This is a genomic window from Gracilibacillus thailandensis (assembly GCF_010994055.1).
Classification (GTDB): Bacteria; Bacillota; Bacilli; order Bacillales; family Amphibacillaceae; genus Gracilibacillus; species Gracilibacillus lacisalsi.
In genome coordinates this window covers 14830-39555 of record NZ_WJID01000019.1, presented here as the reverse complement: position 1 = coordinate 39555, position 24726 = coordinate 14830, and the positions used below count along the sequence as shown (strand labels likewise).

Below are 24726 nucleotides of genomic sequence, written 5' to 3'. Positions count from 1 at the left end.
GAGTATTTATTCAGTTAGGACATTGGATAAATACTCTTGTTTTTTTATTACTCCATAAAAGAGGAAGTGGTAAAGGGTAATGTTAAAAAAATCTTTTAAATGTATGTTGGTTGGTATGTTAGTTATTGTATTATCCTTGACAATCTTCCCTTTCGATCAGATGACAGTTCACGCTGCTAGTCTACCTGATGGAGACGCAACAGGTAGTAGCTATAGCCCACATAAAGTTACAAGTTCCATTAAAAATACCAAGCTTTCAAGATGGAATAAAGCTGATAAAGATTTAAGTTTTACATCTAAAAGAAAACTAGCTTACGACATTTATAGTGGTGTTTCAGGGCAATCCAAAAAACAAGCTTGGAAAGTGGAAAATAAAAACTTTGGAAAAGGTAAACAACCTTATCTCACATTTACAGGTTGGAGTGCCATGCTGGGTTATAGACACCATACTCGTGATAACCAAGCAACGTATATTCGAGCTATTAATAAGAAAACAGGAGAACAAAAAACATACAAAGCAAAAATGACTAAATTAAGTGCTTCTTTAGATGTTGCTGGCTATCGCACGTCATCTACTTTAACAAATGTGTGTTCCAATGGGGCAAGAGATAGAAGTAACACTGGTTCTAACTCTTGTAACATGAAATATGATTGGGTTGGATTTAAAGCGTACCTACCCTTAAATGAGCTTTTTCCAAATGGAACAAGAGATGCCGAATGGGAAATGTATCTTATTAAACGTGTTGGAACATCAGGATCTTACAGAACCTTATATGATGATTTAAGAATTCCTTACAATATCAATAAATTAAGCTATAACGATGGGAAATTAAACCTTTCTAGTGGTGTAAATAATAACGTTTTAGTTATGAATGGTGACCATGTTATTAGGCGTTCAAGTCCAAGAGGACTTAAAACCTATACACCACGATATTTTATAAAAGGTCGAGCTTATACCAGAGTAACACAAAATGAAGATTGGACAGCTATATGGTATGGGGTTCGCAATAGTGGAACTTTCTATACGGCTTCACCTTATTGGACATTTGGTGGAGACAGAGCAATCCTTTCTTACAGCATGAACAAAAAATCTTGTCCTGATGGTTCAACTGTTTATGTTGATCAAGATTGTCGAGTGAATGTAACAATTAACCATATTGACGCTGATACAGGGAAAAAACTTAAAACGAATAAAAGTAAAGCTACTGTAGGAAAAAATTACTCTTATTCACCTGTTTCAAGAGGTACATTTAAAGATAAGGATGGCAACCCTTATGTAGCTTATCCGAGTGATCAGAAAAAGTCTGGAAAAACACCGAACAGTAATATGACGATTAATTTTTATTACAGAGTAGCATTACCAGATCCTACAACAATAAAAGAAATTTCAAATGGAACAGTCGGAAAAGCTAAAGGTGATTTCTTATGGAGATTAGAAAAGGCTGACGAAAATAATGACAGTCGATTAAGATTGTTAAACACCATAGAAATTGATGGAACACATTATCGCACTCGAAATAAGAATTACACCGTTTCATCAACAAGGGTAATAAATGAAACAGATAGCAATCCAATTAACGTTTATGTAAGCAACCCTAATGCCCTTAAAAATCGAAACATTGAATACACCTTTGAATATGAATACACCAATCATTACAAACAGAATTATAAATGTGTCGATCAGCAAGGTGATGATTGTTTTGAATGGAAATTCGACAAGAATACACCAGTTTGGGGCGAATATGCAAATACAGCAAAATGGGAAGAAACCCTAAAAGCTGACCATAGGTATGGTGAAACATTCATATTTAATGGTTCATCAAGTCCGACTACTCAAATGGTAATCGGAAGAAAAGCAACAGTTGATGGAAAAGAGTCCTCTACTATCGATAAAGATGTTCAGAGAGAAAGCTATACAGTAAATAACGCACCAATAATGCTTCTTTCACAGAATTGGATACCAATTAATGAAACAATTGAGTATTCAACAGATTTCGACAATCCATTCTATATCATTCCAGAGAATATGTATTATTATCCGAATGATGTAGACGACACATTGAAAGAAGATTATCAAAATGAAACATCTTTTGTATTTAGTGACTATGCGATTCCATTAAGAGTTGGTTCACAGGAAGATGATGAACTAACGTTTAACACGAAAGACAACTTCTTTATTACAAAAGAAACAGGTTTTATATTCTCCTTACCTTCATCTGTGACCAGCACATTGGAGATTAACGACAAGGCGAAGGAAAAATATGAAGATTACACAGGAGAAGAATTCAATGATGAAGTGTTAAACGGATTTGCAAAGGGATCTCGTTACTATTTCAATATTGATGGTAACGGAGAAGAAAAGCCTAATACTTGGTATCAACACGTTTATTTAATCAGCAAATTAGGATTGTCAGATATTCAAATTCAAATTCGAAAAAATATCGAGTTTGATAAGTATTTAATAGGCAGTCCAATGGATAATGCTTTAATTTCTGAGGAATATGATCGTGTGTTACATGACCTTGAGGATTATGATAATTCTGTGGTTATCACATACGAGCAACAGCAACAAATTAAAGCACTCGCAAATGAACGAGGTGATTTAATACATTCGTTCAGATCATCAGATATTCAAAGGAAATATAATCAACTAAAAAATATCCTTCCTTCTTTACCAGATTAAAACTGACAAAGAAGGTGGGGATGTAAATTGACAACTTGGATTAAATATACGGTGATTGGATTGATTTTTGTCTTAGCAATATTGTGGGTATCCAATATTGGTTTAAGACACTCTACAAATGTTTCAGCCATTCAAGAAGTACAAGTTGGAACAGAATCAGCTAGTATAGGTCAATTGAGAGAGAGTGCGACTAATGCTTTCGACAAAAGAGCGTTAGTCGCCAATTTATTATTAGAAATTACTAGATCACATAAAGAACAAGGAAAGGATATAAAAGTTGATTATGTTTTTTTAGATGAAAGTGGAAATGTAACAAATAATGATAACGAGATTAAGAGTGTTCAATTCCGAATTCAAATTTTAGATGATGATGGAACAGTCTTATCAACCTCAACACAAAGAACTACTTTAACCAAAGGAGACTAGTGAGGTGATTGAAACATGGGTGAAAAAACAGGTTTCATGACAGTGTTATTTATCTTTGGGGCTTTCGTTATTCCATTCATGCTGACAATGTATATCAACAATATTGAAGGTTCAAAGTTATTAACTTTATCAACTGAAATGCAACAAATGGTATCGGCAGAAGGTGGAGTAACAGATAAAGTCGAACATGCTGTCAATGAATTATCAGGAAAAGGTGTAGAAATCACTTTTAAAGATAGTGCTGGAAATCCAGTTACAGGTCGAGTTCCTGTTGGTGAAAAAATCAATATTCACTATAAATATGGTGACTTTGAAACATCTAATTCTACCACCATATTAAAGAGGAATTCGGATTAGAAAGGAGTTTTGAATAATGGAATTTCTATTAGAAAGAAATCGTCAATTGTATTATTCCCATTTCCATATTGATGAAAAAAAGTTCTTCAATAAACGGTTAATGATGGCTTTAGCTTTCTTTCTGATCTATGCAGTAATCATCTTTAGAACAGGGAATGTATGGCTAATTGCAGGTGTTCCTATAGTCATGTTTATTGGTTTTAAAATTCCGTATTTAGAATTGGTTTCAAAGAAAAACCAGCATGACATCATTATTCAATATGAATTCCCAACGTTCTTGCGTTACTTTATTTCGCTATTAAGCACTCAAGGTAACGTGTATCAAACACTAAAAGCGACAATTCCTTATATCCATGAGCCAATGAAATCTAAATTAGAAAAATTAGTTGAAGATTTAGATAGGCAAAACATCAATAACCGAGAGGCTTTTTTAGAGTTTGCCGAAAGTATCGGTTCAAGTGAAGCATTCATGATTATGGAAATGATCTTTGAATTTCACGAGGAAGGTATTAATAAAGAAGATGTACAAGAGCTTGAGAATACGATTAATAACTTACAGCAAAACAAAATAAATGAGCTGATTGAATATAAAGTTAATCAAATGGGAAAACACGCTAATCCAATACTGGTTTATGGGTTAATCTTCATATTCCTATTTACAGGTATCACAATGATTGCCTACCTTTCACAGCTAAACTTATAAGCGATTGAAGGAGAGATAAAAGCATGGAAAAAGAACTTCAAGACCGAATTCAAGAAATATTAGAAAGCAGTTTCTTAAATCAATACCTTAAAGAACCGAATATTACAGACATTTCATTCAATGGTACGGAGATGTTTGTACAAAACAATGTAAAAGGGCGATATAAAACAGAATATCAACCAGATCAAGATGAAGTCTTTCAACTCGGGAAGAAAATTGCTGATGAAATGGGGAAAGAATTCACGAATAACAACGCTATCTTGGATACAGAATTAGCTTATTTACGAGTAAACTTTATCCATTCATCAGTCAGTCCTTCAGGGTGTACATTTGCGATTCGTATTTCAAGGCCAAAGTTAGCAATTCAAAGTCTAGAACAATTAGCAAATGAAGATGTTGCCAAATTATTAGAAGTTTTAATTAAGGCAGATACAAGTGTGGTTATTTCAGGTAAGACCGGTTCAGGTAAAACAGAACTTCAAAAACTATTAGTAGGATTTATTGATAAGAAAATCACCTTAATTGAGGATACAATGGACAGCCATATTAAAGAGCTTTATCCAGAGAAGGACATTAACAGTTGGAGAACGTTAATGGAAGAAACAAGAGAAAATAAGGTTACTTATAATGATCTAATAAAAGCAGGACTTCGTAACAACCCTGATTGGTTAATCATTGCTGAAACAAGAGGTACAGAAGCATATGACATGGTTGAGAGTGCTCTAACGGATCACTCTATCATTACTACACTTCATGCTAAAAAAGCACAGGCAATCCCAAGTCGATTGCTTTCTATGATTGGACAAAAATACCAAGTTAACGAATTAATTTTAGGTAAAGACATTGTGAACACCTTAAAATTTGGAATTTATATGACCATGAGAGAAACAGAGAATGGTATAGAACGTTTCATAAGAGAAATTGTTGAGTTTACTGACTTCACAGATAAAGGTGTAGAATACATTCCTGTTTATGCAATTGAAAGTGAGTATGATGAGAAAGCCAATGATTACATTGAAAAATTAGTTACGAATCCTCTATCAAAAGAAACCATTAATGAGCTGAAATATAAAGGGCTGTATCATCTACTGCCTGATGTGTTTAAGTATAAAAACGAAACGGGTTTTAAAACCAATAAACCTCGTGCATTAAAAGGTGCTGCTATTGGTAGTTAACGAAAGGGTGAAGAATGATGAAGAAAAAAATAAACACGTTTCTTGAACCAATTTTAAGAGTATTTACAGGTGTACAAATTCTATTAAACCTTTTAATGATATTTGCAATTTCAGCAGTTTATTTGTATATCACAACGCAACACGTTACTACTAGCTTAATTGTTAGTTTTCTTACTATGTTCTTTTCATTTTACTTCTTAGTATTTATTCCAAAGAAGGTAAAACGAGAAAATCATTTATTAAAAGAACTTCAAAAATATGCAACTAACGTAACTTTCTATTTGAAGTCTGGATATAACGTAATGAAAGCATTAGAAGGCTCTAAACGTAACCTTGATCCAGAAATTCAGAAGGACATTGATAAAACAATCCAGGCTTTAAAAAATGAAGCCAAACTAGATACTAATCACTTCAAAAAATATAGATTTTATTCCATTGATGTATTTCATCAAATTTTGAGAATTAAATACGAGAAAGGTGGAAAATCAGGGGATTTATTCACCAAAATCAATCAAACTATCAATTTTGAAATTGTAAAACGAGATGAACTATACCGAAAGAAGCTTTTTGCTAAGAGACAAATTGCTTTAATGATGGGAATGGTATTAGCTCTACCAATAATTTTAGTTGGTTTTGCAAATGAACTGTATAACACTTTCTTAACATTGGACATCTTTTCGATCGGAACTATCATAACCACTTATGCTTTAGTGTTAATCAGTATGTTTTTCTTGCAACGAGCAAGTGCGGAACTGTCTTTGCAATTATAAGCATGACAGCAAAAGAAAACACTCCCTTTTTGTAACGGACAAAAGGGAGTGTTAAGAAATGAGATTTTAAAAATTTACATTTAAAAGGTTAATTTCAATATACCAAACCTTTATCAAAAACGCAACAAAATAGGGTTGTAATAAGAGAAAGGAGTGTAGTACATGAGTGAACCGATTATGTGGGGGGGAGATGATCCATTCACCCATTTATTAGCAGTCGGTCCTACACGTTGTGGAAAGAGTGCAACGGTTCTTTCACCAATGGCTTACCAGTTACTCTTGCAAAAGAAAAGAGGTAAGAAGGTGGGTTTTAGTTTAATCGAACCTAAAGGTGATTTGGTACAAGATATAAAAGAGTACTGTGATGAAATGGAAGTACCTTATATCTACATTGATCCCGAGAGTCCAGATTCCCACCGTTTTAATGTTATGGAAGGAGATAAAGATGATGTAGCTGAAGCAACAGTAGCAGTGTTACAAAGTCTTTTCGGGAAACAAGAAGCCTTCTTCCAGACTGTTCAGGAGTTATCTACACGTAATGTAACTAAACTTTTAAAAGAGTTAAAAGGTGATGATTGCGACTTAATGGATTTACTTGAAACGTTGCGTGATGAAAAGTTACTAGGCAAACGTGTTCAAGAGTTGAAAATGAAAAATCCTAATTCAGAACTAATTCCATTCTTTGAAAATGAGCTATTAGGATCTTTAAAAGACCAATACAGAAAGCTTGTTATTGGTTTGCGTTCACAATTAGAAAATATTACGTCAAACCAAAAATTGAGACGAATTATTACCGGTAAAAGCGATATTGACTTAGATAAACACCTTGAAGAAGGGGGAATACTGCTAGTCAATACTTCTCTAGGAAAATTAAAAAGTTCAGGTGACGCTTTTGGAAAATTCGTTATTATGCACCTGCAGAGTGCAACATTTAGACGAGAAGGAACAGAGAAAACAAGAACACCACATTTCTTAATTGCAGACGAATATAGTCGGTATATTAATCCTGATGTAGAAATGTTTCTCTCTATTGCAGCGAGTTATCGTGTTGCAGGAGTATTCGCGACACAATCACTTGGACAGTTAGAAGTAGAAACAGGGAAAATCTCTGGAAAAGCTATGAAACAAGCAATATTAACTTCATGCAGAAATAAAATAGCTTTCTGTGGTTTATCCTCAGAAGATGCTAAAGAGTTTGCAGAAGAATTCGGTAAGGATCGAGTAGTAATGCGACAATCCACTTACAAGAACAGAATACTATTACCTCGGTTCTTTCCAGACCATTATCGTGATACAGAGATTGAAGAATATCGTTATCATTACACCTATTTACAAGACAGTATGAAACGATTCCATTTTTTATGTCGAATTTTGAAAAATGGTACACCTCAAAAGCCGTTTGAAGGTATCGGACAGTTTGTTCCTAGAGATTGGAAAGACCGTAGAGAATGGGATATGAAGAAGATTGATGAAAACAAAATCATGCAATTTATTACCAATGGTAAAAGGCTAATCAGACAAAGTAAAGGTCTACAACAAAAGGTAACAAGTTTTGTCACTTCTAAGAAAGCTAAAGAGCAACCACAGCAAGAAACAGAAGAGGAACAATTAATCAATGATCAAGAAACAAAAGAGGATTTGAATATAGAAAAACAACAAATAGAAGCAATTTCTTCTAATCACGAACTTGAATATACACCAGATGAAAACAGTAAAAATCAAGAAGTAATGCTGTCTGATTTAGAAATTGAGCCAACAGATATAGATAATGAAACCAATTTAAATGAAATTAAATCAAATGATGGAGAAGAAATAAAACGTGTTCCTAACGAGGTTCGAGTTGAAGAAGAAATTAATTTAGAAAATGTATATGAACCAGAAATGGATCATGGCGGTGTTGCGGTTAAAACAAAACCTTCTCAAACAAAAAAAGATAATGAAGAATTAATTAAAAATAAATATAACGAAGATGATTTTATGTAAAAGTTAATTTTTTATTAACTTAACATTAACATTAATATTAATAAAAATATAAAGGGAGAGGATTTAAAAATGGCAGAAGTATTAAACAGTATCTTAATTGAGGGATTCGATCCAGAGAAAGCAGAGTATAAACCAACAAGCGAAGAAGATAACCATTGGTTAGAAATACAATCAGCATACCAAAACAACAAAATTATTAATGGTGAATTAGTAGGATTTGAGAGCTTAAAAATTAATCAAAAGAAAGAAGTATGTGGGATTGTTTGGAAAGGGAATATCAAAGGTATTATTCCATTAATGGAATCTGGGATTGATATAGAGGATCAACAAGCAATTAATAAATATCGTGCTTTATCAGGAAAAGAGATCACTTTTAAAGTATTGCAATATGACAAAGAAGCCAATATGTTTGTAGCTTCAAGAAAACAAGCAAGAGAAGAAATGGCTGATATTACGTTACGAAAAATAGATGTAGGCTATAACATTCATTGTGTTATTAGAGAAGTTTATCAAGGTCATGTGATTGGTGATATTGGTGGTATTGACGTTATCATTCCTGTATTTGAATTGACTTACGGTTGGATTGACGACTTACGTGACCACTATAAAACAGGGGATCATTTACGAGTTCAGGTAACAGAAATTGATCACGAAAACAGAGAGGTTAAGGTATCTCATAAACCATTGCTAAAAAACCCATTCCCTGATTGTGCAACTAGATATATTAAGAATGGTGAATATGTAGGGAAAGTATCAGGTGTTCAAAACTATGGTATATTTGTAAATTTAGAAGAAGGTGTTGATAGCCTAGCACCACATTTAAAGTTCCAAAATGTTAAAAAAGGCGATAAAGTCTTAGTTCGTATCGTAAATGTAGATACCGAAAAAGAACAGATCAGAACTAAAATTGTTCGAGTTTTAAACTAGTTTCAAAACTATGCAGGGGGAGACATATAAAGGGCTGCTAAAGGAGTTTCTCTTTTAACAGTCCTTTTTTCAAATCCAATTTTGAAAGGGCTGAAGCAATATGGTTTCAATTAATCTTAAAAAGAAGAAAATGAACTTATCAAATGAACAAAGAGAAGTTATAACTTGGTTGCTTTATCATCACTTAGGAACACTACATGAAACATTAAATAGTTTGTTGAGAGAAAGAGAAGCCAATATACCTGACAAATGTGTCGCTATGTATGACGCAATGACTAATGAAAAAAGAAACGAAATAATCTTGATTTTATCCAGGTACTACAATGATGTATATAAAAATGGAAATCCTGACTTGAATAGTGTCGAGAAAATTATAGACCGATATTCTTATATTTGAGTATGAAAGGGATGGAATAATTGGAGTGGACAACTCATGCAGTTACAGGAATAGGATTAGGTTATGCTTTTACAGGTGATTGGAAAATTGCATTGATAAGTGGGGCTATGGCAGTTGTACCAGATTTAGATGAACCTAGATCCAGATTTGGAAAGTTATTTTTCTTTATATCTATACCATTAAATATGCTGTTCGGTCACAGAACCTTTACGCATTCATTATTATTCGTGGCATTATTAGGTGGAATTGTGAGTTTATTCAGTCCATCAATAGCAATAGCTTCTATAATTGGCGTATTAACGCATATCTTAGGCGATATGGCAACAGGTAAAGTAAAACTATTATATCCATTACCTAAAAGTATAGGAATAAGTGTTTCGAGATTTAACTATTTATTAATTGACCGTTTAACAAGGTTAGCAACCGTAGTCCTGATTTGTGTCGCAGGTTATCAAGAGTTCCAACATTTCATTTAGGAAGGGGTGGATTTATGTTAAAAACAGAGGAATTTATTAGTCCATTTTCGTATATCCATCACAAATGGAAAATAAATTGGGAATTAATTACCTCTAATCAGAAATATGATAGACCTAATGAAAATCGGACTATTCAGGAAGAAAAAGCCCTAGAAGCCATAGCAAGTGTAGGTGTTATAGGGGGATTACAAATAAAGAATATTTTTGGTATTGGAAAACAGCAATTAAAAAGTATGTGTGATCGCCATCTATTAGTAAGACACACGATTGAGAAAAATGATAAAGAAATCCCAATATATACAATTGGTAAGTATGGTGCAAATCATATTATGCCAGAGTACGAAGTTAATTATTGGATTGAAATGAATACAATAGAAGTTTTAAAATGTCTTTCATTTTTCCAATTTTGCTATCTTTTTAATGATCTTGAAATCATACCAACCCCAAAACCATTTACAGCTGGGATACGAATGAATAATAAGACGTATTATATATATGTTGAACGGAATGGAATTAAAGACTTAATGATGTATTTAAAATGGAAAAGACAGTTTAATAAACGAATATTCTTGATAACTGAAAATCTGGACTATGTTAAAGATATTGAAATATTTATGGAAAGCGATCAGCCATTAATGTTAAGAGTCATATTAGACGAACAATTAAAGGAACGTGAATTTGACATATATCATTATGATTCCAGCAGTACAGAAAAGTGGATTAAAGGGTAAGTAAAAGTATTGACTATTATTGACCAAATGAATATAATAATAACTAACAATAATATTTCTCTTTTGGTTTTTTAATGACCAATACCCTGTCGGTACGGATCGGCAGGGTTTATTTTTTTGTTAAAAAAGGGTTGAAATTTATAACAGCATTCCGTTATAATAAAACTATATTTATTTAGTATTTTACTCACTCGTTATTATTGAGTGGTTGGTGTATTCCCTATCAAACTAGGGAAAAGATCAACGAAAAACTGTTTTTCCATGAATATTTTAATGGCTAGTTGTATGGAAACGTAAAAAATTATTTGTATGTAAAAAAAATTAATAGTTTATATAAAAAGGCAATTGTTTTTCTGTGTTTATCTTTAGACATGGACTACAATTGTCTTTTTTTTATATAAAAAAACACTAATGAAAGGGGAGCTGATATGTCGGTATTTATGAAATTTAGATTTATTCTAAGAAATCGACCTAGTAAGCAGTATCTATTTTAACAATCAAAGAGAGAGAAAGAATTAAAAAATCAAAGGAGAGAAATTATTGTTATGGAAAATCAAAATTCAAACAAAGAAATTTATTCTGCTTTAGTTAAAGCAACTAATGAATTGGAGAACCCAAAAAATTCAGTTGATAATACTTACTTCAAATCAAAATATGTTCCATTATCCGATATTTTGTCTATCGCAAAACCTGTATTAAAGAAACATGGTCTTGCTGTTATTCAAACACCTTATGTCATGTATGAAACAATCCAAAATATTGGAAAAAACGGTCAAACATACCCTGCCGAAATTGGTGTGGTTAAAGTGACTACAACACTCATACATGAAAGTGGTGAAACACTAGAATTTCCACCAATGATTTTTAAAGCAAGTGGAAATACACCTCAAAATATTGGATCAGCAATTACTTATGGTAGAAGGTATTCATTATCTTCCATTTTAGGTATTGCAGGAAAAGAAGAAGATGATGATGGAAACAACGCAGTTGGAAATAGCCAACAAAATTATAATCAAAGCAACCAATATAACAACTATCAGCAACCTTCTGGTCAACCAAATAGTCAACAGCAACAACAGCCTTCAAATAATCAGGCAAATTCAAATGTAGATTTGAAATCTTATGAAGCTGTCGTGACAAAGAAAACAGAAGGTAAATCAGGTAAGGGAAATCCATTTATCGAGCTAGTTCTCGAAAAAGATGGAAAATTCCTAACTACAATTGCCAAAGATCAAAAAGTAATTGGGGTTGCCAAAGGTCTTGAGGAAGGTTCTATAGCAAACTTCAAGATCTTATCAGCGCAAGGTTTCCACTTTATCGAAGGAATTGAAGTGCAGGAGGCTAAGGCAGAATGAAAGACGATTTAAAAAATCTTTCAGAGCTTAATATTCAGCCTGTAACGTTTTTTGAAGTGAAAGGGTTATTTTTCGTAACCCTTTTTCCTTCAATATTTCAGGGATTTACCGCAGTCTTATGTGGCAAAGAAAAAGGGTCTGAACAAGTGAGAGTAATTCATGATTGTATGATTTGTAAGGCTTATGGACATGAAAATTGTCCTTATGTGAAAGAAGGGATCAATTACTATAAACAACGTGTAAAAAAAGATTATCCTTCTTATTCTATCTTACAAAGAAAAGTTACTCCGAACCCTAAATGGTATCAACTAACCAAAAATGAAATGGCTGAATTCTTAAAGAAGGTGAAGGAGAGTGCAAACGAGCCTGTTACCCAACATATTACAAGTAGCTGAAAGGAACAATCTCGAAGTTGATTCTAAATCAATTAACAAAAAAGAAGTGAGATATAAATGTCCTTTTTGCGAAGCTGACGCTAACAGAAGTAATAAATTCTTTCTATCAGTTAATGAAGAAAAGAATGTGTTCAAATGTTGGTACTGTAAAGAAAGTGGGGGCGTTTTGAAATTCATTTCGTTGTTGGAAGGTAAATCTGAACAGGATTTAATCGAAGAAATCCGACAGCAAAGTGGATCTCATTATAAGAAACACCCTGCAGAACGGTTGACGAAATCTCAACTCAAAATGATTGGCTATCCAGATATTAATTGGGTGAAAAATCGTGAGTATGATTATCACTTATATAAAGACTTTCGTGACAAGGTTTGGAATGAATGGATATCTTACGTGAGTGATAAAAAGAGATTTTGTTACCAAATACTCTTTGTAGGTATATGTTCAGGTGAATTTAATGAATGTATTAAAAAAGTTAAAGAGGTTGAGAAGGAAATTGGAGAAGAGTTTTTAGATGACCTTCTTAATCTAGTGTTTCAAGAAAGTAAAGGTGACAAAACGTTTCAAGTGGAAAGCACAGCTTGTGAATTAGTTGGGCGTACTCACCCATACGAGACGTATCTAATAAATAAATCAAATTTAAAAAATGATGAAGGAGAGGATTTTCAAATGCTTAACAAATGTGTATTTGTAGGAAGATTAGGTAGTGATGTGGAACTTCGTTATACTCCAAATGGAAAGGCTGTAGCTAATTTTAATTTAGCATTAACTAGAGCTGTTCCAAATCAAAATGGAGATCGTGAAGCTGACTTTATTCGTTGTATTGTATGGAATAAACCAGCAGAAAACATGGCTAATCAGCTATCTAAAGGTGACACAATCGCTATTGAAGCTCGTGTTCAAACACGTTCCTATGATGGACAAGATGGTAAGAAAGTTTACGTTACTGAATTTGTAGTTGAGGGTTTTCCACAATTCTTAAAAGTTAAGAAGTGGGAGAATGGAAACAACAACAGTAATAATGGCAATTATCAAAATCAAGGGCAGCCATACCAAAATCAAGGACAGCCAACTCAAAATCAAGATCCATTTACTAATGCTGGACAACCGATAGACATTAATGATGATGAATTACCATTTTAAAGGGTAGATCAGCATGAAACTATTTTCGTTTAGTCGGTTAAAGTTATATGAACAATGTCCTCAAAGGTTTTATTACAAGTACATTCTTGAAAAAGAAGAACCTGTTACTAAACCATTAGCTTTGGGTAAGGCAGTTCATAAATCGTTAGAGCAATTAGTAAAAGGTACTGATTTTGAGGAAGCAATAAAACAAGGATTGATAGAGTGCGATTTTCACGAAGAAGTAACTCCTGATGAGATCAGAGAGCTTGTGAGAAAAGCACCTATTCAAAATTTAGAGGGGGAAACGGAATTATATTTCCGTATCCCTCTTTTTTATGATAACGAAGATTCTCCAGAGCTACAGGGATATATCGACCTTGTTAATGGTAATCGGATCTTCGATTACAAAACTAACCGAGTAGCCTACAACGTATTGGACAATTACCAAATTGCGTTATATGCGTGGGCTTTATCTCAATTGAAAGGATTTAATGAGGTACAAGGATCACTATTATTTTTACGTCAGCGTAGAGAAAGTTCTCATGTGTTTGATCAAACCATAATGAATGAAGCTGTCGAGTGGGCTAGAAACCTGGTAAGCGAGATTAACTTCAAATTAGAAATGTTAGAGTTCGCGCCAAATAAATGGAATGAATTATTTCCATATAAGGCTTCTAGTTTATGTGATCATTGTCCGTTTGTAGTTGATTGCTATAAACAAAACTCATTTCAATTTTAAAATTTAAGAGAGGGGATTTTAAAAATGAATTTAAAAGGTAAAGTATTAACTGTTCAAGAAAGCATGGAACGAATGAGAAAAGACGGGATTAGCAGAATTATTGTATCTTATGAGGACACAGGCATTGGAAAAGGGGTTCTTTCATACGAAAATGGAAAGTTTACTCGATTAGTTACAGTAGACAATAACCCTAATTTATTGGGAGTGAAAGAAATTCCTTATTCTGAAGGTTTAGCAGTCCTTAAATTGATTGTAAGAGAAGTATATAAATTAAAGACATATGTTCTTGTAAAAGATCCTTCATTAGTTCCTTCTTTAGATAAAGAAAGAGAGTTCACCCCTGTTAGAAAGGAAGTGGTTTTATAATGGCTACTCAAACTACTTCTAAACTAACAGAGCAACAAGCAATTGAGCTTTCAAACGAAATATTACGCTTGGAAGCAACGGTAAAAGAAATGAAAAAACAATTAAAAGAGTATGTTGAAGAAAATGGTGAATTAGTTGCAGGAGACACAGTTTGGAAATTTCAACAATCGGTTTCTTGGGATTTTAGTGAATCTGATAAAACTAAAGAATTCCTAAAATCTTTAGTGATTGATGGTTTAACAACTGATCCATATAGTGTTGTGACTATTTCTAAACCAAAGATTGATAAATTTGAGTTAGATGATGATTACCTTGCTAATTTTGCAAAGAAAAAGGTATCTAATCGATTTGTTAATCGGAAAAAATAAAGACAGACGACAGGTTGCAAAGTCTATTAAAGGCTTAGTAGCCTGTCTTTTTTAATAATATAAGGAGCATTCCTGTAATAAAAAAATTTGACTCAAAATCGAAGATTTCGTGATTATACAAAAAAAGACCTCCTTGGTAGTATAGAGAGTGTCTGCAAGGACCTCGAAAATACCGAAGGAGGACTCAAATTGGATTTTACACAAAATCAACGATTAAAGCAAATTACAGAAAACACATTGATTATCGGAGTAGACATCGCAAAACAAAAGCATGTTGCGCGTGCTATTGATGATCGTGGGCTTGATCTCGCTAAACGACTCATGTTCCACAACTCATTTGAAGGTTTCACCAATCTACTTGATTGGATTGAATCTCTATCTAATAAACTCAATCGAACTCATGTCATCATTGGCATGGAACCAACGGGCCACTACTGGTTAAACCTTGCTTACTATTTAAAGGATCGAGGCCTGCAGACAGTCGTGGTGAATCCGATGAAGGTTAAACGTTCGAAAGAACTGGATGATGATTCTCCAACTAAAAACGACACGAAGGACGCTAAAGTGATTGCACAAGTTGTCCGCGATGGTCGGTTTCATGAACCGACACTACCTGAAGATGTGTACGCTGAACTTCGCGAAGGCATGAAGCTTTATGACATCATTCAAGAGGATTTATCATCGATTAAAGCTCAAATGCATAACTTGCTTGACCGCTATTTCCCGGAGTTCCAGCAAGTGTTCAAAAGCTGGACTGGAAAAGCTGCGATTCAACTACTAAAACAGGGCTATTTCCCCCGTGACATTATTCAGTCAACTGAGGAAGAGCTTTTAAACGAAATAAACAAAGCAGCGAAAAGAGCCGTAGGCCTAAAGCGGGTTCAAGAGCTTAAACAAGCCGCTGAACAATCTGTTGGCTTACAGATTGGATTGAACATGGCAAAGCAAGAGCTCAAATATTTAGTCGAGCAATATGAGTTACTAACCAAGCGATTGCAAGTTCATCAAGAGCAACTTGAGGTACTCATCCAACATATTCCCGGAGCTGTTGAAATGACAGCTATAAAAGGGGTTAGTGCGATGACCGTTGCAGGTTTTTTCGCTGAAGTTGGAGACCTTTCTAATTACTCAGATCCACGCCAGATCATTAAATTAGCGGGACTGAATTTAACGATGAACCAGTCAGGACTTCATAAAGGTCGGACATCGATTTCAAAACGTGGGAGAAGGCGTCTACGCTCCATTCTATTCCAAGTAGCGAGACCATTATCTTGTCACAATGAAGGTTTTAAACAGTTACATGAATATTATCGAAATCGACCTAACAACCCATTGACTGGAAAGCAATCCTTTGTCGCTTTGAGCCGTAAACTAATTAAGATTTTCTTTGTATTAGGCACACGTGAGTGTGCGTTTAGCGAATCAAGAATGTTGGCTGACATACCTATGTTAGACAATATCAACCAAGCTGCATAAATATCACCGTTAACACTTTGATAAGACATTGACAATTGAAGCACAGGATTAGCCGATCAATATTAATCACTCAGGGCATAGACCCACTAAAGGAGCATATTCGGCATCCACGCATGGTTAGGTTGAACGAAGGAATTTTTGCGCATCGACGCTGTGAGATATGGGAGGGTGTACCACCATGTTTGATGTGGAGATCCAAAGGTGCGATTATATTAATTTATCCTAAAAAAAGGAAAAAATCCTTTGAAGCTTATTTAGGTATAATAATTGATTCCAAATTCAACCTAATTTTTCATTAATTGGTGGCCACCAATTAATGAAACTTCAATAGTTCATTAGGAAATCAAAGAAAAACGAAGATATTTTAAGAAATTATTAATTTAATGAGGGAGTGAAGAAAGTGACAAAAGCTATTTATGAAGAACACCTTGACCAGACAGAAGAACAAAACGAATATAGAATTTGTTCACAATGCAACAGTAAAATGTATTCAGGATATGTTATTGATAATGGTTTAAATTACTACTGTTCTGATGAATGCTTAACTCAAAATATGACATTGGCTGAATACACAAAGTTGTATGCAGATGGTGAAGGAGATTCTTATTGGACAGTATTTGAATAAATAAAGACAAGAACACTAAATATGATTTGTGCCTATTTATTACTTTTTGGTGTATTATTATGTACAAATAAAGGGTTGACTGATATAATAATATACAAGTAATAACCGTTATAACAGTAAAATTTTATATTCTTGTTATAACTTTAATGAAAAGTGATAAGAATATTAAAAGGAGTGAAATAAAAATGATGACTGTGGCGGTGAAAGAAATGGAACGAAAAGTAACGAGAATTGGTAACAGTTTAGGATTAACTTTGCCACAAGAAGTATTAAAACATGCAAACATCAAACAAGGTGATGAAATAAAATTCAATTTAGAAGAAGATGGAACTGTAATAATTAAAAAACACAATCCTATAAATGTTGAAGTTTTAGAAGGTATTGATCAAGAATTTATAGAAGGTTTAAAAGACTTATTTGATAATTACGATCAAACCTTAGAAAATTTAGCAGATAGGTAGTAGGTAAGGCAATTATGGTAAGATATCTAACAGAAAAAGAAGTAATATTTATCAATTCAATAGTAATACAAAAGTACACACCAGGAGAACAACAAGGAGTAAAAGATGTTGGACTTTTACAAAGTGCATTACACAGACCTAAACAAACTGTATTTGGTCAAGATGCTTATCCTACAATTTTTGATAAAGCAGCTGCACTTTTTGCGAGTTTAACACAAAACCATTCTTTCCATAATGCTAATAAACGAACAGGTTTTTCGGCTATGAAACAATTTTTGTGGCTAAATGGTTATAACTTAATCGCTAATCAAAGAGAAGCAGTAGAATTTACTGTAATGGTTGTTAAGGAAAAGCCAGAAATTAGTGAAATAGCAGAATGGATCGAGCAGAATTCAGTAAATAGATAGATAATGGGGCATATCAATATATCATTGATATGCTCTTATTTTTTTGAAAAGGTATTGAAATTTATAACAGCATTCCGTTATAATATAATTATATTTATTTTGTTTTTCTCACTCATTATTTATTGAGTGGTTAGTGTATTCTCCACTATACAGGAGAAAAGACTAACGAAAAATTGTTACTTCTATTTCCCAAATGGGATAAGGAAGTTGTAACTACTTAGTTACTAAAAATTGTGTTCTCGTTATTAATGAAAAATTTAATAGTTGATATAAAAAAGTCAATTGTTCTCTTTATTTTTTCGAAGGGATACGATTGGCTTTTTTTATTATATAAAACCAAAACAGGAAAGGAGTGAAAAATGTTTGCAGAAAGAGAAATACTGCATTGTGATCTATGAGTTCGACTTCCTTCATTATCACGTTCTACTTGTAGAAATTAGTGATTTAGGTAATAAAATCATAGATCAAGTAAGTAACGTGTCCGAAGATATAGCAAGTAGCTTTATGCATTCAATAATTAACCATTATAAATTGAATGATTATGTTCAAATCATGAACAGAACATTTGTTAATGGTCAGCATAAGCAGACGCTATATAAAACGATCGGACAATTTAAAAAGGTTTATAGCTTAGTTTAAAGCTATAAGAGAAAGAGATTTTAAAATTACATTTAAAAGGAGAGAGTATTTATGAAAACAGCAGTAAACACAAAGAAAGGTGTATTAGTGAAATTCTATCCCAACTTTGAAATGGTGAGAGTTGGTGTTGTAGAAGTTGAAACGGAAGATGATAACCTGAAAAAATATCGCGAACTAATTAATGCAGACATGATTGATATTGCAAGGTTTGATGATGAATTCGACATTGTAGTTGATGATGAAGGTCTGCTAGTAGAAGGAAACCCCGTCTTTGATATTCAAACTCAGTATGGTCGAATCCAACTAGCTGGTAATCTTCTCTTTCTAAAAAAAGAAATTGATGAAGATGGAGTTAGCTTAGTTGGTATGGAAACAGAGGAAGCCTTTGAGTTAATGACAAAATTAGAAGGCAAAATGAATGTTATTGGCGTTACAAGGGGGTTATAAAAATGAAAGAGATTTTAAAAATCAAGAATGAAGAAAGAATAGAGCTAATTAGTTTATTTGCTATCGAGAAAGTATATTCCATTACTGAAGCTTTAGATTTTTTTGTAGAAAATGTGGAAGTAGAAGATGATAATTACCATATTTTCATTAATAATCACATTTCTCCAAGCAAAAAAATGTTGGTTGTAATCAATCATGAGAATGATGATACTGACATTTATGTTGAAGCTAATGGGTGGAAAAATACTGAAATTGAAACGGATTTAAACCAAATATTAATTGAAGCTCAAACGAATGCATTAATTTTTCAAAAGATGAAAATGCTTGAAGAAAAATTCAAGAATGAATTAGTGGTTGGAAGGGGCTGAAACAAATGAAGTCATTAATCAGCTATTCCAATCGTGGAAACTGGGGCAATTCTTCTTATCGGGGGAATTGCTCTGGTTTTGTTATTAAAGACTTGATTGAACATTTCTACCCAAATTCCAAGCCTAAAAAGTTCGTTGAAGTATTCTCTGGTGGTGGAACAGGCTTAGACGTTGCAAAGGATTTAGGCATAACAAATTCAGTTCATTTAGATTTAAATAATGGCTGGAATGCGTTAGTTTCGGAAATGCCGACAGGATCAGATTTTGTTTTTAGCCATCCACCTTATTGGGATATTATTCGATATGAAACTCAAAGAGGTTCATATGATCCAGATGATTTATCCAATGTAATGAGCTATGAAGAATTCATAGCAAAGTTGGACAAGGTTAATGCAAAAATCTATCAGTCCTTATTAAATGGTGGGCGACACGCCTTCCTTATTGGTGATGTACGTAAAAAAGGGAAATATTATTCGATAATAAAAGACATGACCTGGTTTGGTGATCTGGAAAGTCATATCATCAAAGCGCAGCATAACTGTTTATCGAATAACAAAACGTATTCTAACAACAACTTCATTCCAATTGTTCACGAACATCTTTTGGTGTTTAAAAAGAATGAGGTATGGGCTGTTCAATTAAAACGCACAGTCACACAGTCTTTTGATTTACGTCAATTCCAGAACATCACTTGGAGAGATTTGATTCAAGGTGCACTAGAATGGCTTGGTGGAAAAGCAACCTTATCTCAAATTTATAAGGTCATAGAAGGTAGTAAAAAAGCTTTAAAAAATAACCATTGGAAAGAAAAAATTAGACAGACATTGCAATTACACGACAACTTTACAGCTGTTGATCGTGGAGTTTGGAGCTTAAACATTTAAAAATATCTTAATAATAGGAAGAAAGGAAATAATGCTTTGGAACTTAATCATTATATAAGGAAATTAAGAGGGAATGAATCTGCTAGAAAAATTGCTGATAGGGCTGGTATAAGTCATAGTTATTGGCTTGATATTGAGAATGGATATAGTCGCGCTAGTGGAAAATCTGTAAAGCCGAGCAAGAAAATTCTAGTAAAGATTGCTAAAGCACTTGCTGAAACAAATAGATTAGATGGTAAGGAAATAACATTTAAATTATTTGAATTAGCAGGATTCACAGAAAAACCAAAACAAGTAAATTCTCCATTTACTATTTGCAAAATTAAAAATGAAAGCTTAGAAAGCGATACTTTTGATTACCCTGTAAATGATTTGAATTATCACTTAGAAGATCTAGTGAATCAAAAATATTATAAGAATATTTTATTAAATGATAGGGATTTAAAGTTTATAAAGAAAGTTATTGAAAGTTATTTAGAAACTTATAAAGGAACGAAACAAAATGGAAATTAAAAATAATGAAAGTATTTATCATACTGATACTGATAAATCCAACTTTCTTAAAGGATTTACATGGGGAATTACTTTAAGTATTCCTCTTTGGTTATCAATTTTCGGATGGATAAAGATATTAAAGAATCTTATATAAATGATGGTATTAAAAGTAAGTGATAAGTCTGTAGGAAAAACTAAGAAAGAGGGAATGAAAAATGAAAGTAGGAAAGTCAGTAAAAAAGGGATACAATGAATTATCAGAAAGAGCAAAGAAAATTTTATTGGTAGCAATGATAATACTATCAATCTTCTTTCTTATGGGTTTTATTGTTGCCTTACCAATGCTGATGTTTTTCTTAGTGATATGCATTCAAATTGGTATTCCTATTTTATTTGCCTTTTTAGCATATAAGTTAATTAAATTTCTTTACCATACGCTAAAGGGGAAACGAAAAAACATAACAAGCAGGTATATTTAGAAGGAGAAAATAGCAGATAATAAACACAAAAAAAAGACTACACTTATTGTTCATATTACACAAGAACAATCGGTGTAGTCTTTTATTTTTTTAATTTTGTTTTATATTTAGCTTAATTTCTGCGTCTCTTATATATGATTCTCTCATCCATTTAAGAGCTTCGTCAATATCGTTAAATTCCTTATTATCAATGTATTCACCACTTCTTTTAAAAACCCAAATAATAGGTTTTACAACAACCTTTTTGATTAAATAAACCTCATAATTGGTGTTTTCAGGTCTTTCAATTAAATAACCTTTCGTATTATCATCAATTGCTATATTTGTTCCATTTGGTAACCCGAGAGTTTGACCTTCACTAAGTTCCTTAACATCATACAAACGTTCTAATCGTAATTTTTCTTCAAATTCTGCTTTAAACTTATCAAATTTCATTTTCCACTCACCCTATAAATTACCTTCTTACTCTTACCATCATTCCATTAATAGAAATATCTCTACCTAATGCTGTAGCAAAGTAATCTTCCCCATTATGTTCTATTCGGGTATAAATCCAATATTGTTCATTATCTATATCATCAGTATATAAGATTTCGCAGGCTGAACCACTTGTAAAATAATCGCCACTTGGCAATTCATATCTTCCAGACGAATTGCGCCTTATATATCCTTGGTCTGAAATGGGTTTTGATAAATAATTGAGCTTTCTATGAATATCATCTAGCTTATCTGAAATAGAACGGATTTCATTCCTCATAAAGTAATCATCTGGATTATTTGAATCGAAGCTAATATTTTCACAATCTAATTCAATATCAACTTTATTAAAATATCGTTTTATTTCATGGTTAAGGTTGTCCAATTCCTGCATAGCTTCTTTCGTAGTTATATTTTTCATTTGATTAATTCCCTCCCTTTGAGATAATCGTTAAAAATACCTTTAAGTTTGTTCTTTAATGATAAAACTTCATCTTCAGATAATTGATTTTTAATGTCTAACCAGAACTCATTAGAATTATCTTCACTTAATGCAGTATCATTCACTTTACCATCTACTATTTGAACCAGGTAATAAAAAGAAATCTCTTTTGAATTATTATCTTCATCGTCATAGTCATTTGAAGTTTTGTACTTTAATTGGGTTCTTAAACATAATAATAAAGCTGTGTATGATTTACCTTCTTCTTTTTGAACAATTTCTACATCTGATAAATTAAGTATTTCTAAACTATTCTCATACAGCGAGTTCATATAATCACACCCCTTCCCCATTTAGTCTTTCAAAAAGTTTCTTCCTATTATATTAACCCTTTCTCACGCTTAGCTCGTATAAGTGTACTTTTTGATATTCCAGTCATTTCATGTACTTGCTTATAAGAAAATCCTTCTTCATCTTTTAACTTAATAGCATGATCAATTTGCTTCCTACTATATTTCTTTGGTCTACCTTCCCTAAAGTCCTCTTTCCGTTTTGCGATCGCTTTACCTTCCTGTGTTCGTTCAACAATCATATCTCTTTCAAATTCTGCAAAAGCTAACATAATGCTTAAAATTAATCTACCGGTTGGTGTATCTTCAACGATCCCCATATTAAGAACGTGCACTTTAATTCCACGTTCAAATAAGTTTTTGATAGTTTGTATTCCGTCTGCTGTGGATCTGGCGAACCTGTCTAATTTGGTAACCACTAATGTGTCTCCTGATTGGAGAACATCTAACAGTTTTTGAAATTCAGGTCTTTCCTTTTTAGTTCCTGTAAATTTTTCCTTATAAATCATTTCACACCCTTCTTTATTTAGCATATCAATTTGAAATTCCAAATCTTGGTGTATAGTTGATACTCTTGCATACCCATATTTCACTTAAAATACCTCCTACTTATGGCACTAAGTTGCGACACAAGCTTATACCCTGATTTTACAGGGTTTTAAAAACGGTGTCAATTCTTTTAAGTTTTGAAACTAAGTAAATAGTAATTGTATATACAACGGTATTCAGTTATAATATAAATATAACAGTTCACAGTTATAAAAAGAGAGGAGAATAGTGTGATGAATGAAAATTATAAAATGGATTATTATCAGCCAGATGAAATGAGAAATATTGATCAAGAACATACACTTCTTTACACATTTCAATTTGAAACTGCTTTTGCGGAAATAATCACAACTATGGGTGGGAATGTTTCGGGTGGAAGTGTAATGACAACGGAATTCGATACAGGATTAACAGTACCGGCAGACCATGATTTAACCAAAAAACACGTTAAGTTCTATAATGATGAAGATAAAGATAAATCTTACCGAGAAGTAGGAGAGATTATATTTTATTATCCTAACGGTGAAACCATTAATTTCGATTTAGAAGAATGCTCTGATTTTCTTATTGGCATACAAATCATTGATTACAAGCCATAAAACTCAATGCTGAAAATAATTTTGTTCTAAATGTTTCGGATAGGAAGGAAATAAAGAAGGTGATTTTATGGGGTACGGAAAACGAGGTATGGAATTAGAAGAAATTATTGAGTTCACTAATAATGCTTACAAAAATAAAGGTCTTGCTTTAGTGGATAAAGTACCTACAGACTGGACAGTACACTATGATAAAAAGCAAAGAAAAGTTATATATGCTTATCCCAATAAAAAAGGGCTGGTCGATTTCTTAGGAATTTCACATGGTCGTTCTATTGCTTTTGATACTAAAAGTACCAACAGTCGCACATCTTTTCCTTTAAATAATATTGAAAAACATCAAATGGAATACCTTTTAAAACATAAAGATCAAGGTGGTATATCGTTTTTTATTATAGAATTTGCTAAACACTTAGAACATTATTTCTTACCTATTGATAAAGCAAATGAATGGTGGGAAAACATGAAAAACGGTGGTAGAAAATCCATACCATATGAATGGTTTGTTTATAAATGTGATTTGATAAAGTCGGGTCATGGTGTTCCATTAGACTATTTAAAACAATGCGGAACGGTTTATTAACAGGAGAGGAACTATAAAATGAAAAAATACCTTTTTATAGCGTTGTTTCCAGCTATGACACCTACGATTATATTAGGATTTATATTTGCTTTAATCGGGTTTAGTCAAACAATGTCTACTTCCGTGGCAGTAATAACATCAATATTTATAGGAATTATATCTTCGCTGATTAACCCAATGACTTATATAGTAGCTTTATTGTTTGGATTTACTTCATATAAGGTAAAAAACATATGGAAACGCCTTGTAATTCAAGTTTTTGTTTTTTCGTTAGGATATACATTGATAATTATGATCCAATATTCTATTGAAGGTGCTATTCAAAATCAATTTATAAATATAATATATGTCTTTTTAGGTACAACTGCCATAAACATAATACTTAGTTTAATGAACTTAGGAATTGAAAAGTTATATTTAAAAAAAGTAAATGCTGTTGCAAATACCTAAAAATAAGAGATTAATATGTAATTC

33 protein-coding genes and 1 pseudogene are annotated in these 24726 nt (G+C 32.6%); 30 read left to right on the top strand and 4 right to left on the bottom strand.

Annotated elements, in window-relative coordinates:
• The first annotated feature begins 79 nt into the window (after positions 1 to 79).
• From GH715_RS07500 to GH715_RS07375, 27 genes and pseudogenes are all read left to right on the top strand, one after another.
• Positions 80 to 2683 carry a hypothetical protein gene (locus GH715_RS07500; RefSeq protein WP_153834925.1) on the top strand — a complete coding sequence of 868 codons (2604 nt, stop codon included), beginning with the start codon at positions 80 to 82 and terminating at the stop codon, positions 2681 to 2683.
• A 27-nt stretch (positions 2684 to 2710) separates the two neighbouring features.
• Positions 2711 to 3109 (top strand): hypothetical protein, encoded by a 399-nt coding sequence (locus tag GH715_RS07495; protein ID WP_153834926.1) that lies wholly within the window; start codon positions 2711 to 2713, stop codon positions 3107 to 3109.
• Between the two features lie 15 nt (positions 3110 to 3124).
• Positions 3125 to 3466, top strand: a complete 342-nt coding sequence (locus GH715_RS07490; protein WP_153834927.1) for a hypothetical protein — start codon at positions 3125 to 3127, stop codon at positions 3464 to 3466.
• 16 nt (positions 3467 to 3482) lie between these two features.
• A complete protein-coding gene (locus GH715_RS07485) occupies positions 3483 to 4169 on the top strand; it encodes a type II secretion system F family protein (protein ID WP_153834928.1) in 687 nt (228 codons plus the stop codon).
• Between the two features lie 23 nt (positions 4170 to 4192).
• Entirely contained in the window at positions 4193 to 5344 is a 1152-nt protein-coding gene (locus tag GH715_RS07480) for a CpaF/VirB11 family protein (protein WP_153834929.1), read from the top strand.
• Between the two features lie 17 nt (positions 5345 to 5361).
• The gene (locus tag GH715_RS07475) at positions 5362 to 6114 is read left to right on the top strand and encodes a hypothetical protein (protein ID WP_153834930.1); all 753 of its coding nucleotides are present in this window, start codon (positions 5362 to 5364) and stop codon (positions 6112 to 6114) included.
• Positions 6115 to 6276: 162 nt separating this feature from the next.
• Complete coding sequence (locus GH715_RS07470) at positions 6277 to 8097, top strand: type IV secretory system conjugative DNA transfer family protein (protein ID WP_153834931.1); 1821 nt, start codon at positions 6277 to 6279, stop codon at positions 8095 to 8097.
• A gap of 69 nt (positions 8098 to 8166) precedes the next feature.
• On the top strand, positions 8167 to 9024 hold the full coding sequence (locus tag GH715_RS07465; protein ID WP_153834932.1) for a hypothetical protein: 858 nt from the start codon (positions 8167 to 8169) through the stop codon (positions 9022 to 9024).
• Positions 9025 to 9441: 417 nt separating this feature from the next.
• Positions 9442 to 9897, top strand: coding sequence for a metal-dependent hydrolase (locus GH715_RS07460; protein WP_153834933.1), 456 nt, complete (start codon positions 9442 to 9444; stop codon positions 9895 to 9897).
• Between the two features lie 14 nt (positions 9898 to 9911).
• The gene (locus GH715_RS07455) at positions 9912 to 10628 is read left to right on the top strand and encodes a hypothetical protein (RefSeq protein WP_153834934.1); all 717 of its coding nucleotides are present in this window, start codon (positions 9912 to 9914) and stop codon (positions 10626 to 10628) included.
• 545 nt (positions 10629 to 11173) lie between these two features.
• Complete coding sequence (locus tag GH715_RS07450) at positions 11174 to 11983, top strand: ERF family protein (RefSeq protein ID WP_153834935.1); 810 nt, start codon at positions 11174 to 11176, stop codon at positions 11981 to 11983.
• Positions 11980 to 12378: a hypothetical protein gene (locus tag GH715_RS07445; protein ID WP_153834936.1), complete on the top strand. Its 399-nt coding sequence runs from the start codon at positions 11980 to 11982 to the stop codon at positions 12376 to 12378. The genes GH715_RS07450 and GH715_RS07445 overlap by 4 nt, the downstream gene beginning before the upstream one ends.
• Positions 12338 to 12616: pseudogene (locus GH715_RS21525) on the top strand (CHC2 zinc finger domain-containing protein); the annotation flags it as partial. The gene GH715_RS07445 and the pseudogene GH715_RS21525, both read left to right, overlap by 41 nt.
• 429 nt (positions 12617 to 13045) lie before the next feature.
• Positions 13046 to 13519, top strand: coding sequence for a single-stranded DNA-binding protein (gene ssb / locus GH715_RS21520; RefSeq protein WP_144547199.1), 474 nt, complete (start codon positions 13046 to 13048; stop codon positions 13517 to 13519).
• Positions 13520 to 13532: 13 nt separating this feature from the next.
• On the top strand, positions 13533 to 14240 hold the full coding sequence (locus GH715_RS07435) for a RecB family exonuclease (RefSeq protein ID WP_153834938.1): 708 nt from the start codon (positions 13533 to 13535) through the stop codon (positions 14238 to 14240).
• Between the two features lie 24 nt (positions 14241 to 14264).
• The gene (locus GH715_RS07430) at positions 14265 to 14606 is read left to right on the top strand and encodes a hypothetical protein (RefSeq protein WP_144547105.1); all 342 of its coding nucleotides are present in this window, start codon (positions 14265 to 14267) and stop codon (positions 14604 to 14606) included.
• Entirely contained in the window at positions 14606 to 14974 is a 369-nt protein-coding gene (locus GH715_RS07425; RefSeq protein WP_144547107.1) for a hypothetical protein, read from the top strand. Before GH715_RS07430 ends, GH715_RS07425 begins: the two co-directional genes overlap by 1 nt.
• A gap of 189 nt (positions 14975 to 15163) precedes the next feature.
• Positions 15164 to 16450: an IS110 family RNA-guided transposase gene (locus GH715_RS07420; RefSeq protein ID WP_153834939.1), complete on the top strand. Its 1287-nt coding sequence runs from the start codon at positions 15164 to 15166 to the stop codon at positions 16448 to 16450.
• A gap of 400 nt (positions 16451 to 16850) precedes the next feature.
• Positions 16851 to 17075 carry a CDP-alcohol phosphatidyltransferase gene (locus tag GH715_RS07415; RefSeq protein ID WP_144547109.1) on the top strand — a complete coding sequence of 75 codons (225 nt, stop codon included), beginning with the start codon at positions 16851 to 16853 and terminating at the stop codon, positions 17073 to 17075.
• Between the two features lie 185 nt (positions 17076 to 17260).
• Positions 17261 to 17536 (top strand): AbrB/MazE/SpoVT family DNA-binding domain-containing protein, encoded by a 276-nt coding sequence (locus GH715_RS07410; RefSeq protein WP_153834940.1) that lies wholly within the window; start codon positions 17261 to 17263, stop codon positions 17534 to 17536.
• 14 nt (positions 17537 to 17550) lie between these two features.
• Positions 17551 to 17943, top strand: coding sequence for a type II toxin-antitoxin system death-on-curing family toxin (locus tag GH715_RS07405; protein WP_144547112.1), 393 nt, complete (start codon positions 17551 to 17553; stop codon positions 17941 to 17943).
• Positions 17944 to 18306: 363 nt separating this feature from the next.
• Entirely contained in the window at positions 18307 to 18582 is a 276-nt protein-coding gene (locus GH715_RS07400; RefSeq protein ID WP_144547114.1) for a hypothetical protein, read from the top strand.
• A 51-nt stretch (positions 18583 to 18633) separates the two neighbouring features.
• Positions 18634 to 19029 carry a DUF3846 domain-containing protein gene (locus GH715_RS07395; protein ID WP_144547116.1) on the top strand — a complete coding sequence of 132 codons (396 nt, stop codon included), beginning with the start codon at positions 18634 to 18636 and terminating at the stop codon, positions 19027 to 19029.
• A 2-nt stretch (positions 19030 to 19031) separates the two neighbouring features.
• Positions 19032 to 19397 (top strand): hypothetical protein, encoded by a 366-nt coding sequence (locus GH715_RS07390; RefSeq protein ID WP_144547118.1) that lies wholly within the window; start codon positions 19032 to 19034, stop codon positions 19395 to 19397.
• Positions 19398 to 19402: 5 nt separating this feature from the next.
• Positions 19403 to 20281, top strand: a complete 879-nt coding sequence (locus tag GH715_RS07385; RefSeq protein WP_153834941.1) for a hypothetical protein — start codon at positions 19403 to 19405, stop codon at positions 20279 to 20281.
• A 36-nt stretch (positions 20282 to 20317) separates the two neighbouring features.
• Positions 20318 to 20794 (top strand): helix-turn-helix domain-containing protein, encoded by a 477-nt coding sequence (locus tag GH715_RS07380; RefSeq protein WP_144547122.1) that lies wholly within the window; start codon positions 20318 to 20320, stop codon positions 20792 to 20794.
• A gap of 197 nt (positions 20795 to 20991) precedes the next feature.
• A complete protein-coding gene (locus GH715_RS07375; RefSeq protein ID WP_153834942.1) occupies positions 20992 to 21255 on the top strand; it encodes a hypothetical protein in 264 nt (87 codons plus the stop codon).
• Between the two features lie 90 nt (positions 21256 to 21345).
• Here the strand turns inward: GH715_RS07375 and GH715_RS07370 are convergent, their stop codons facing one another.
• From GH715_RS07370 to GH715_RS07355, 4 genes are read right to left on the bottom strand one after another with little or no spacing between them, the layout of a single operon-like run.
• On the bottom strand, positions 21346 to 21690 hold the full coding sequence (locus GH715_RS07370; protein ID WP_153834943.1) for a hypothetical protein: 345 nt from the start codon (positions 21688 to 21690) through the stop codon (positions 21346 to 21348).
• Positions 21691 to 21709: 19 nt separating this feature from the next.
• A complete protein-coding gene (locus GH715_RS07365; protein ID WP_144547126.1) occupies positions 21710 to 22153 on the bottom strand; it encodes a DUF5348 domain-containing protein in 444 nt (147 codons plus the stop codon).
• Positions 22150 to 22527: a hypothetical protein gene (locus GH715_RS07360; protein WP_163578522.1), complete on the bottom strand. Its 378-nt coding sequence runs from the start codon at positions 22525 to 22527 to the stop codon at positions 22150 to 22152. The genes GH715_RS07365 and GH715_RS07360 overlap by 4 nt, the downstream gene beginning before the upstream one ends.
• Before the next feature lie 26 nt (positions 22528 to 22553).
• Positions 22554 to 23117, bottom strand: a complete 564-nt coding sequence (locus GH715_RS07355; RefSeq protein ID WP_163578521.1) for a recombinase family protein — start codon at positions 23115 to 23117, stop codon at positions 22554 to 22556.
• A gap of 189 nt (positions 23118 to 23306) precedes the next feature.
• Between GH715_RS07355 and GH715_RS07350 the strand changes: the two genes are divergently transcribed.
• The 3 genes from GH715_RS07350 (at position 23307) to GH715_RS07340 (ending at position 24702) form a co-directional block, all read left to right on the top strand.
• The gene (locus tag GH715_RS07350) at positions 23307 to 23672 is read left to right on the top strand and encodes a hypothetical protein (RefSeq protein ID WP_153834945.1); all 366 of its coding nucleotides are present in this window, start codon (positions 23307 to 23309) and stop codon (positions 23670 to 23672) included.
• Positions 23673 to 23739: 67 nt separating this feature from the next.
• Complete coding sequence (recU, locus tag GH715_RS07345) at positions 23740 to 24252, top strand: Holliday junction resolvase RecU (protein WP_153834946.1); 513 nt, start codon at positions 23740 to 23742, stop codon at positions 24250 to 24252.
• An 18-nt stretch (positions 24253 to 24270) separates the two neighbouring features.
• Positions 24271 to 24702 carry a hypothetical protein gene (locus GH715_RS07340; RefSeq protein WP_153834947.1) on the top strand — a complete coding sequence of 144 codons (432 nt, stop codon included), beginning with the start codon at positions 24271 to 24273 and terminating at the stop codon, positions 24700 to 24702.
• Positions 24703 to 24726: the final 24 nt, after the last annotated feature.

What these genes read in the sequence shown, in the direction of transcription:
- GH715_RS07500 (WP_153834925.1), top strand. Translation starts at nt 80, where the DNA reads ATGTTAAAAAAATCTTTTAAATGTATGTTGGTTGGTATGTTAGTTATT.
- GH715_RS07490 (WP_153834927.1), top strand. Translation starts at nt 3,125, where the DNA reads ATGGGTGAAAAAACAGGTTTCATGACAGTGTTATTTATCTTTGGGGCT.
- GH715_RS07485 (WP_153834928.1), top strand. Translation starts at nt 3,483, where the DNA reads ATGGAATTTCTATTAGAAAGAAATCGTCAATTGTATTATTCCCATTTC.
- GH715_RS07480 (WP_153834929.1), top strand. Translation starts at nt 4,193, where the DNA reads ATGGAAAAAGAACTTCAAGACCGAATTCAAGAAATATTAGAAAGCAGT.
- GH715_RS07475 (WP_153834930.1), top strand. Translation starts at nt 5,362, where the DNA reads ATGAAGAAAAAAATAAACACGTTTCTTGAACCAATTTTAAGAGTATTT.
- GH715_RS07470 (WP_153834931.1), top strand. Translation starts at nt 6,277, where the DNA reads ATGAGTGAACCGATTATGTGGGGGGGAGATGATCCATTCACCCATTTA.
- GH715_RS07465 (WP_153834932.1), top strand. Translation starts at nt 8,167, where the DNA reads ATGGCAGAAGTATTAAACAGTATCTTAATTGAGGGATTCGATCCAGAG.
- GH715_RS07455 (WP_153834934.1), top strand. Translation starts at nt 9,912, where the DNA reads ATGTTAAAAACAGAGGAATTTATTAGTCCATTTTCGTATATCCATCAC.
- GH715_RS07450 (WP_153834935.1), top strand. Translation starts at nt 11,174, where the DNA reads ATGGAAAATCAAAATTCAAACAAAGAAATTTATTCTGCTTTAGTTAAA.
- GH715_RS07445 (WP_153834936.1), top strand. Translation starts at nt 11,980, where the DNA reads ATGAAAGACGATTTAAAAAATCTTTCAGAGCTTAATATTCAGCCTGTA.
- ssb (WP_144547199.1), top strand. Translation starts at nt 13,046, where the DNA reads ATGCTTAACAAATGTGTATTTGTAGGAAGATTAGGTAGTGATGTGGAA.
- GH715_RS07435 (WP_153834938.1), top strand. Translation starts at nt 13,533, where the DNA reads ATGAAACTATTTTCGTTTAGTCGGTTAAAGTTATATGAACAATGTCCT.
- GH715_RS07430 (WP_144547105.1), top strand. Translation starts at nt 14,265, where the DNA reads ATGAATTTAAAAGGTAAAGTATTAACTGTTCAAGAAAGCATGGAACGA.
- GH715_RS07425 (WP_144547107.1), top strand. Translation starts at nt 14,606, where the DNA reads ATGGCTACTCAAACTACTTCTAAACTAACAGAGCAACAAGCAATTGAG.
- GH715_RS07410 (WP_153834940.1), top strand. Translation starts at nt 17,261, where the DNA reads ATGATGACTGTGGCGGTGAAAGAAATGGAACGAAAAGTAACGAGAATT.
- GH715_RS07405 (WP_144547112.1), top strand. Translation starts at nt 17,551, where the DNA reads ATGGTAAGATATCTAACAGAAAAAGAAGTAATATTTATCAATTCAATA.
- GH715_RS07395 (WP_144547116.1), top strand. Translation starts at nt 18,634, where the DNA reads ATGAAAACAGCAGTAAACACAAAGAAAGGTGTATTAGTGAAATTCTAT.
- GH715_RS07390 (WP_144547118.1), top strand. Translation starts at nt 19,032, where the DNA reads ATGAAAGAGATTTTAAAAATCAAGAATGAAGAAAGAATAGAGCTAATT.
- GH715_RS07385 (WP_153834941.1), top strand. Translation starts at nt 19,403, where the DNA reads ATGAAGTCATTAATCAGCTATTCCAATCGTGGAAACTGGGGCAATTCT.
- GH715_RS07375 (WP_153834942.1), top strand. Translation starts at nt 20,992, where the DNA reads ATGAAAGTAGGAAAGTCAGTAAAAAAGGGATACAATGAATTATCAGAA.
- GH715_RS07370 (WP_153834943.1), bottom strand. Translation starts at nt 21,690, where the DNA reads ATGAAATTTGATAAGTTTAAAGCAGAATTTGAAGAAAAATTACGATTA.
- GH715_RS07365 (WP_144547126.1), bottom strand. Translation starts at nt 22,153, where the DNA reads ATGAAAAATATAACTACGAAAGAAGCTATGCAGGAATTGGACAACCTT.
- GH715_RS07360 (WP_163578522.1), bottom strand. Translation starts at nt 22,527, where the DNA reads ATGGGGAAGGGGTGTGATTATATGAACTCGCTGTATGAGAATAGTTTA.
- GH715_RS07350 (WP_153834945.1), top strand. Translation starts at nt 23,307, where the DNA reads ATGAATGAAAATTATAAAATGGATTATTATCAGCCAGATGAAATGAGA.
- recU (WP_153834946.1), top strand. Translation starts at nt 23,740, where the DNA reads ATGGGGTACGGAAAACGAGGTATGGAATTAGAAGAAATTATTGAGTTC.
- GH715_RS07340 (WP_153834947.1), top strand. Translation starts at nt 24,271, where the DNA reads ATGAAAAAATACCTTTTTATAGCGTTGTTTCCAGCTATGACACCTACG.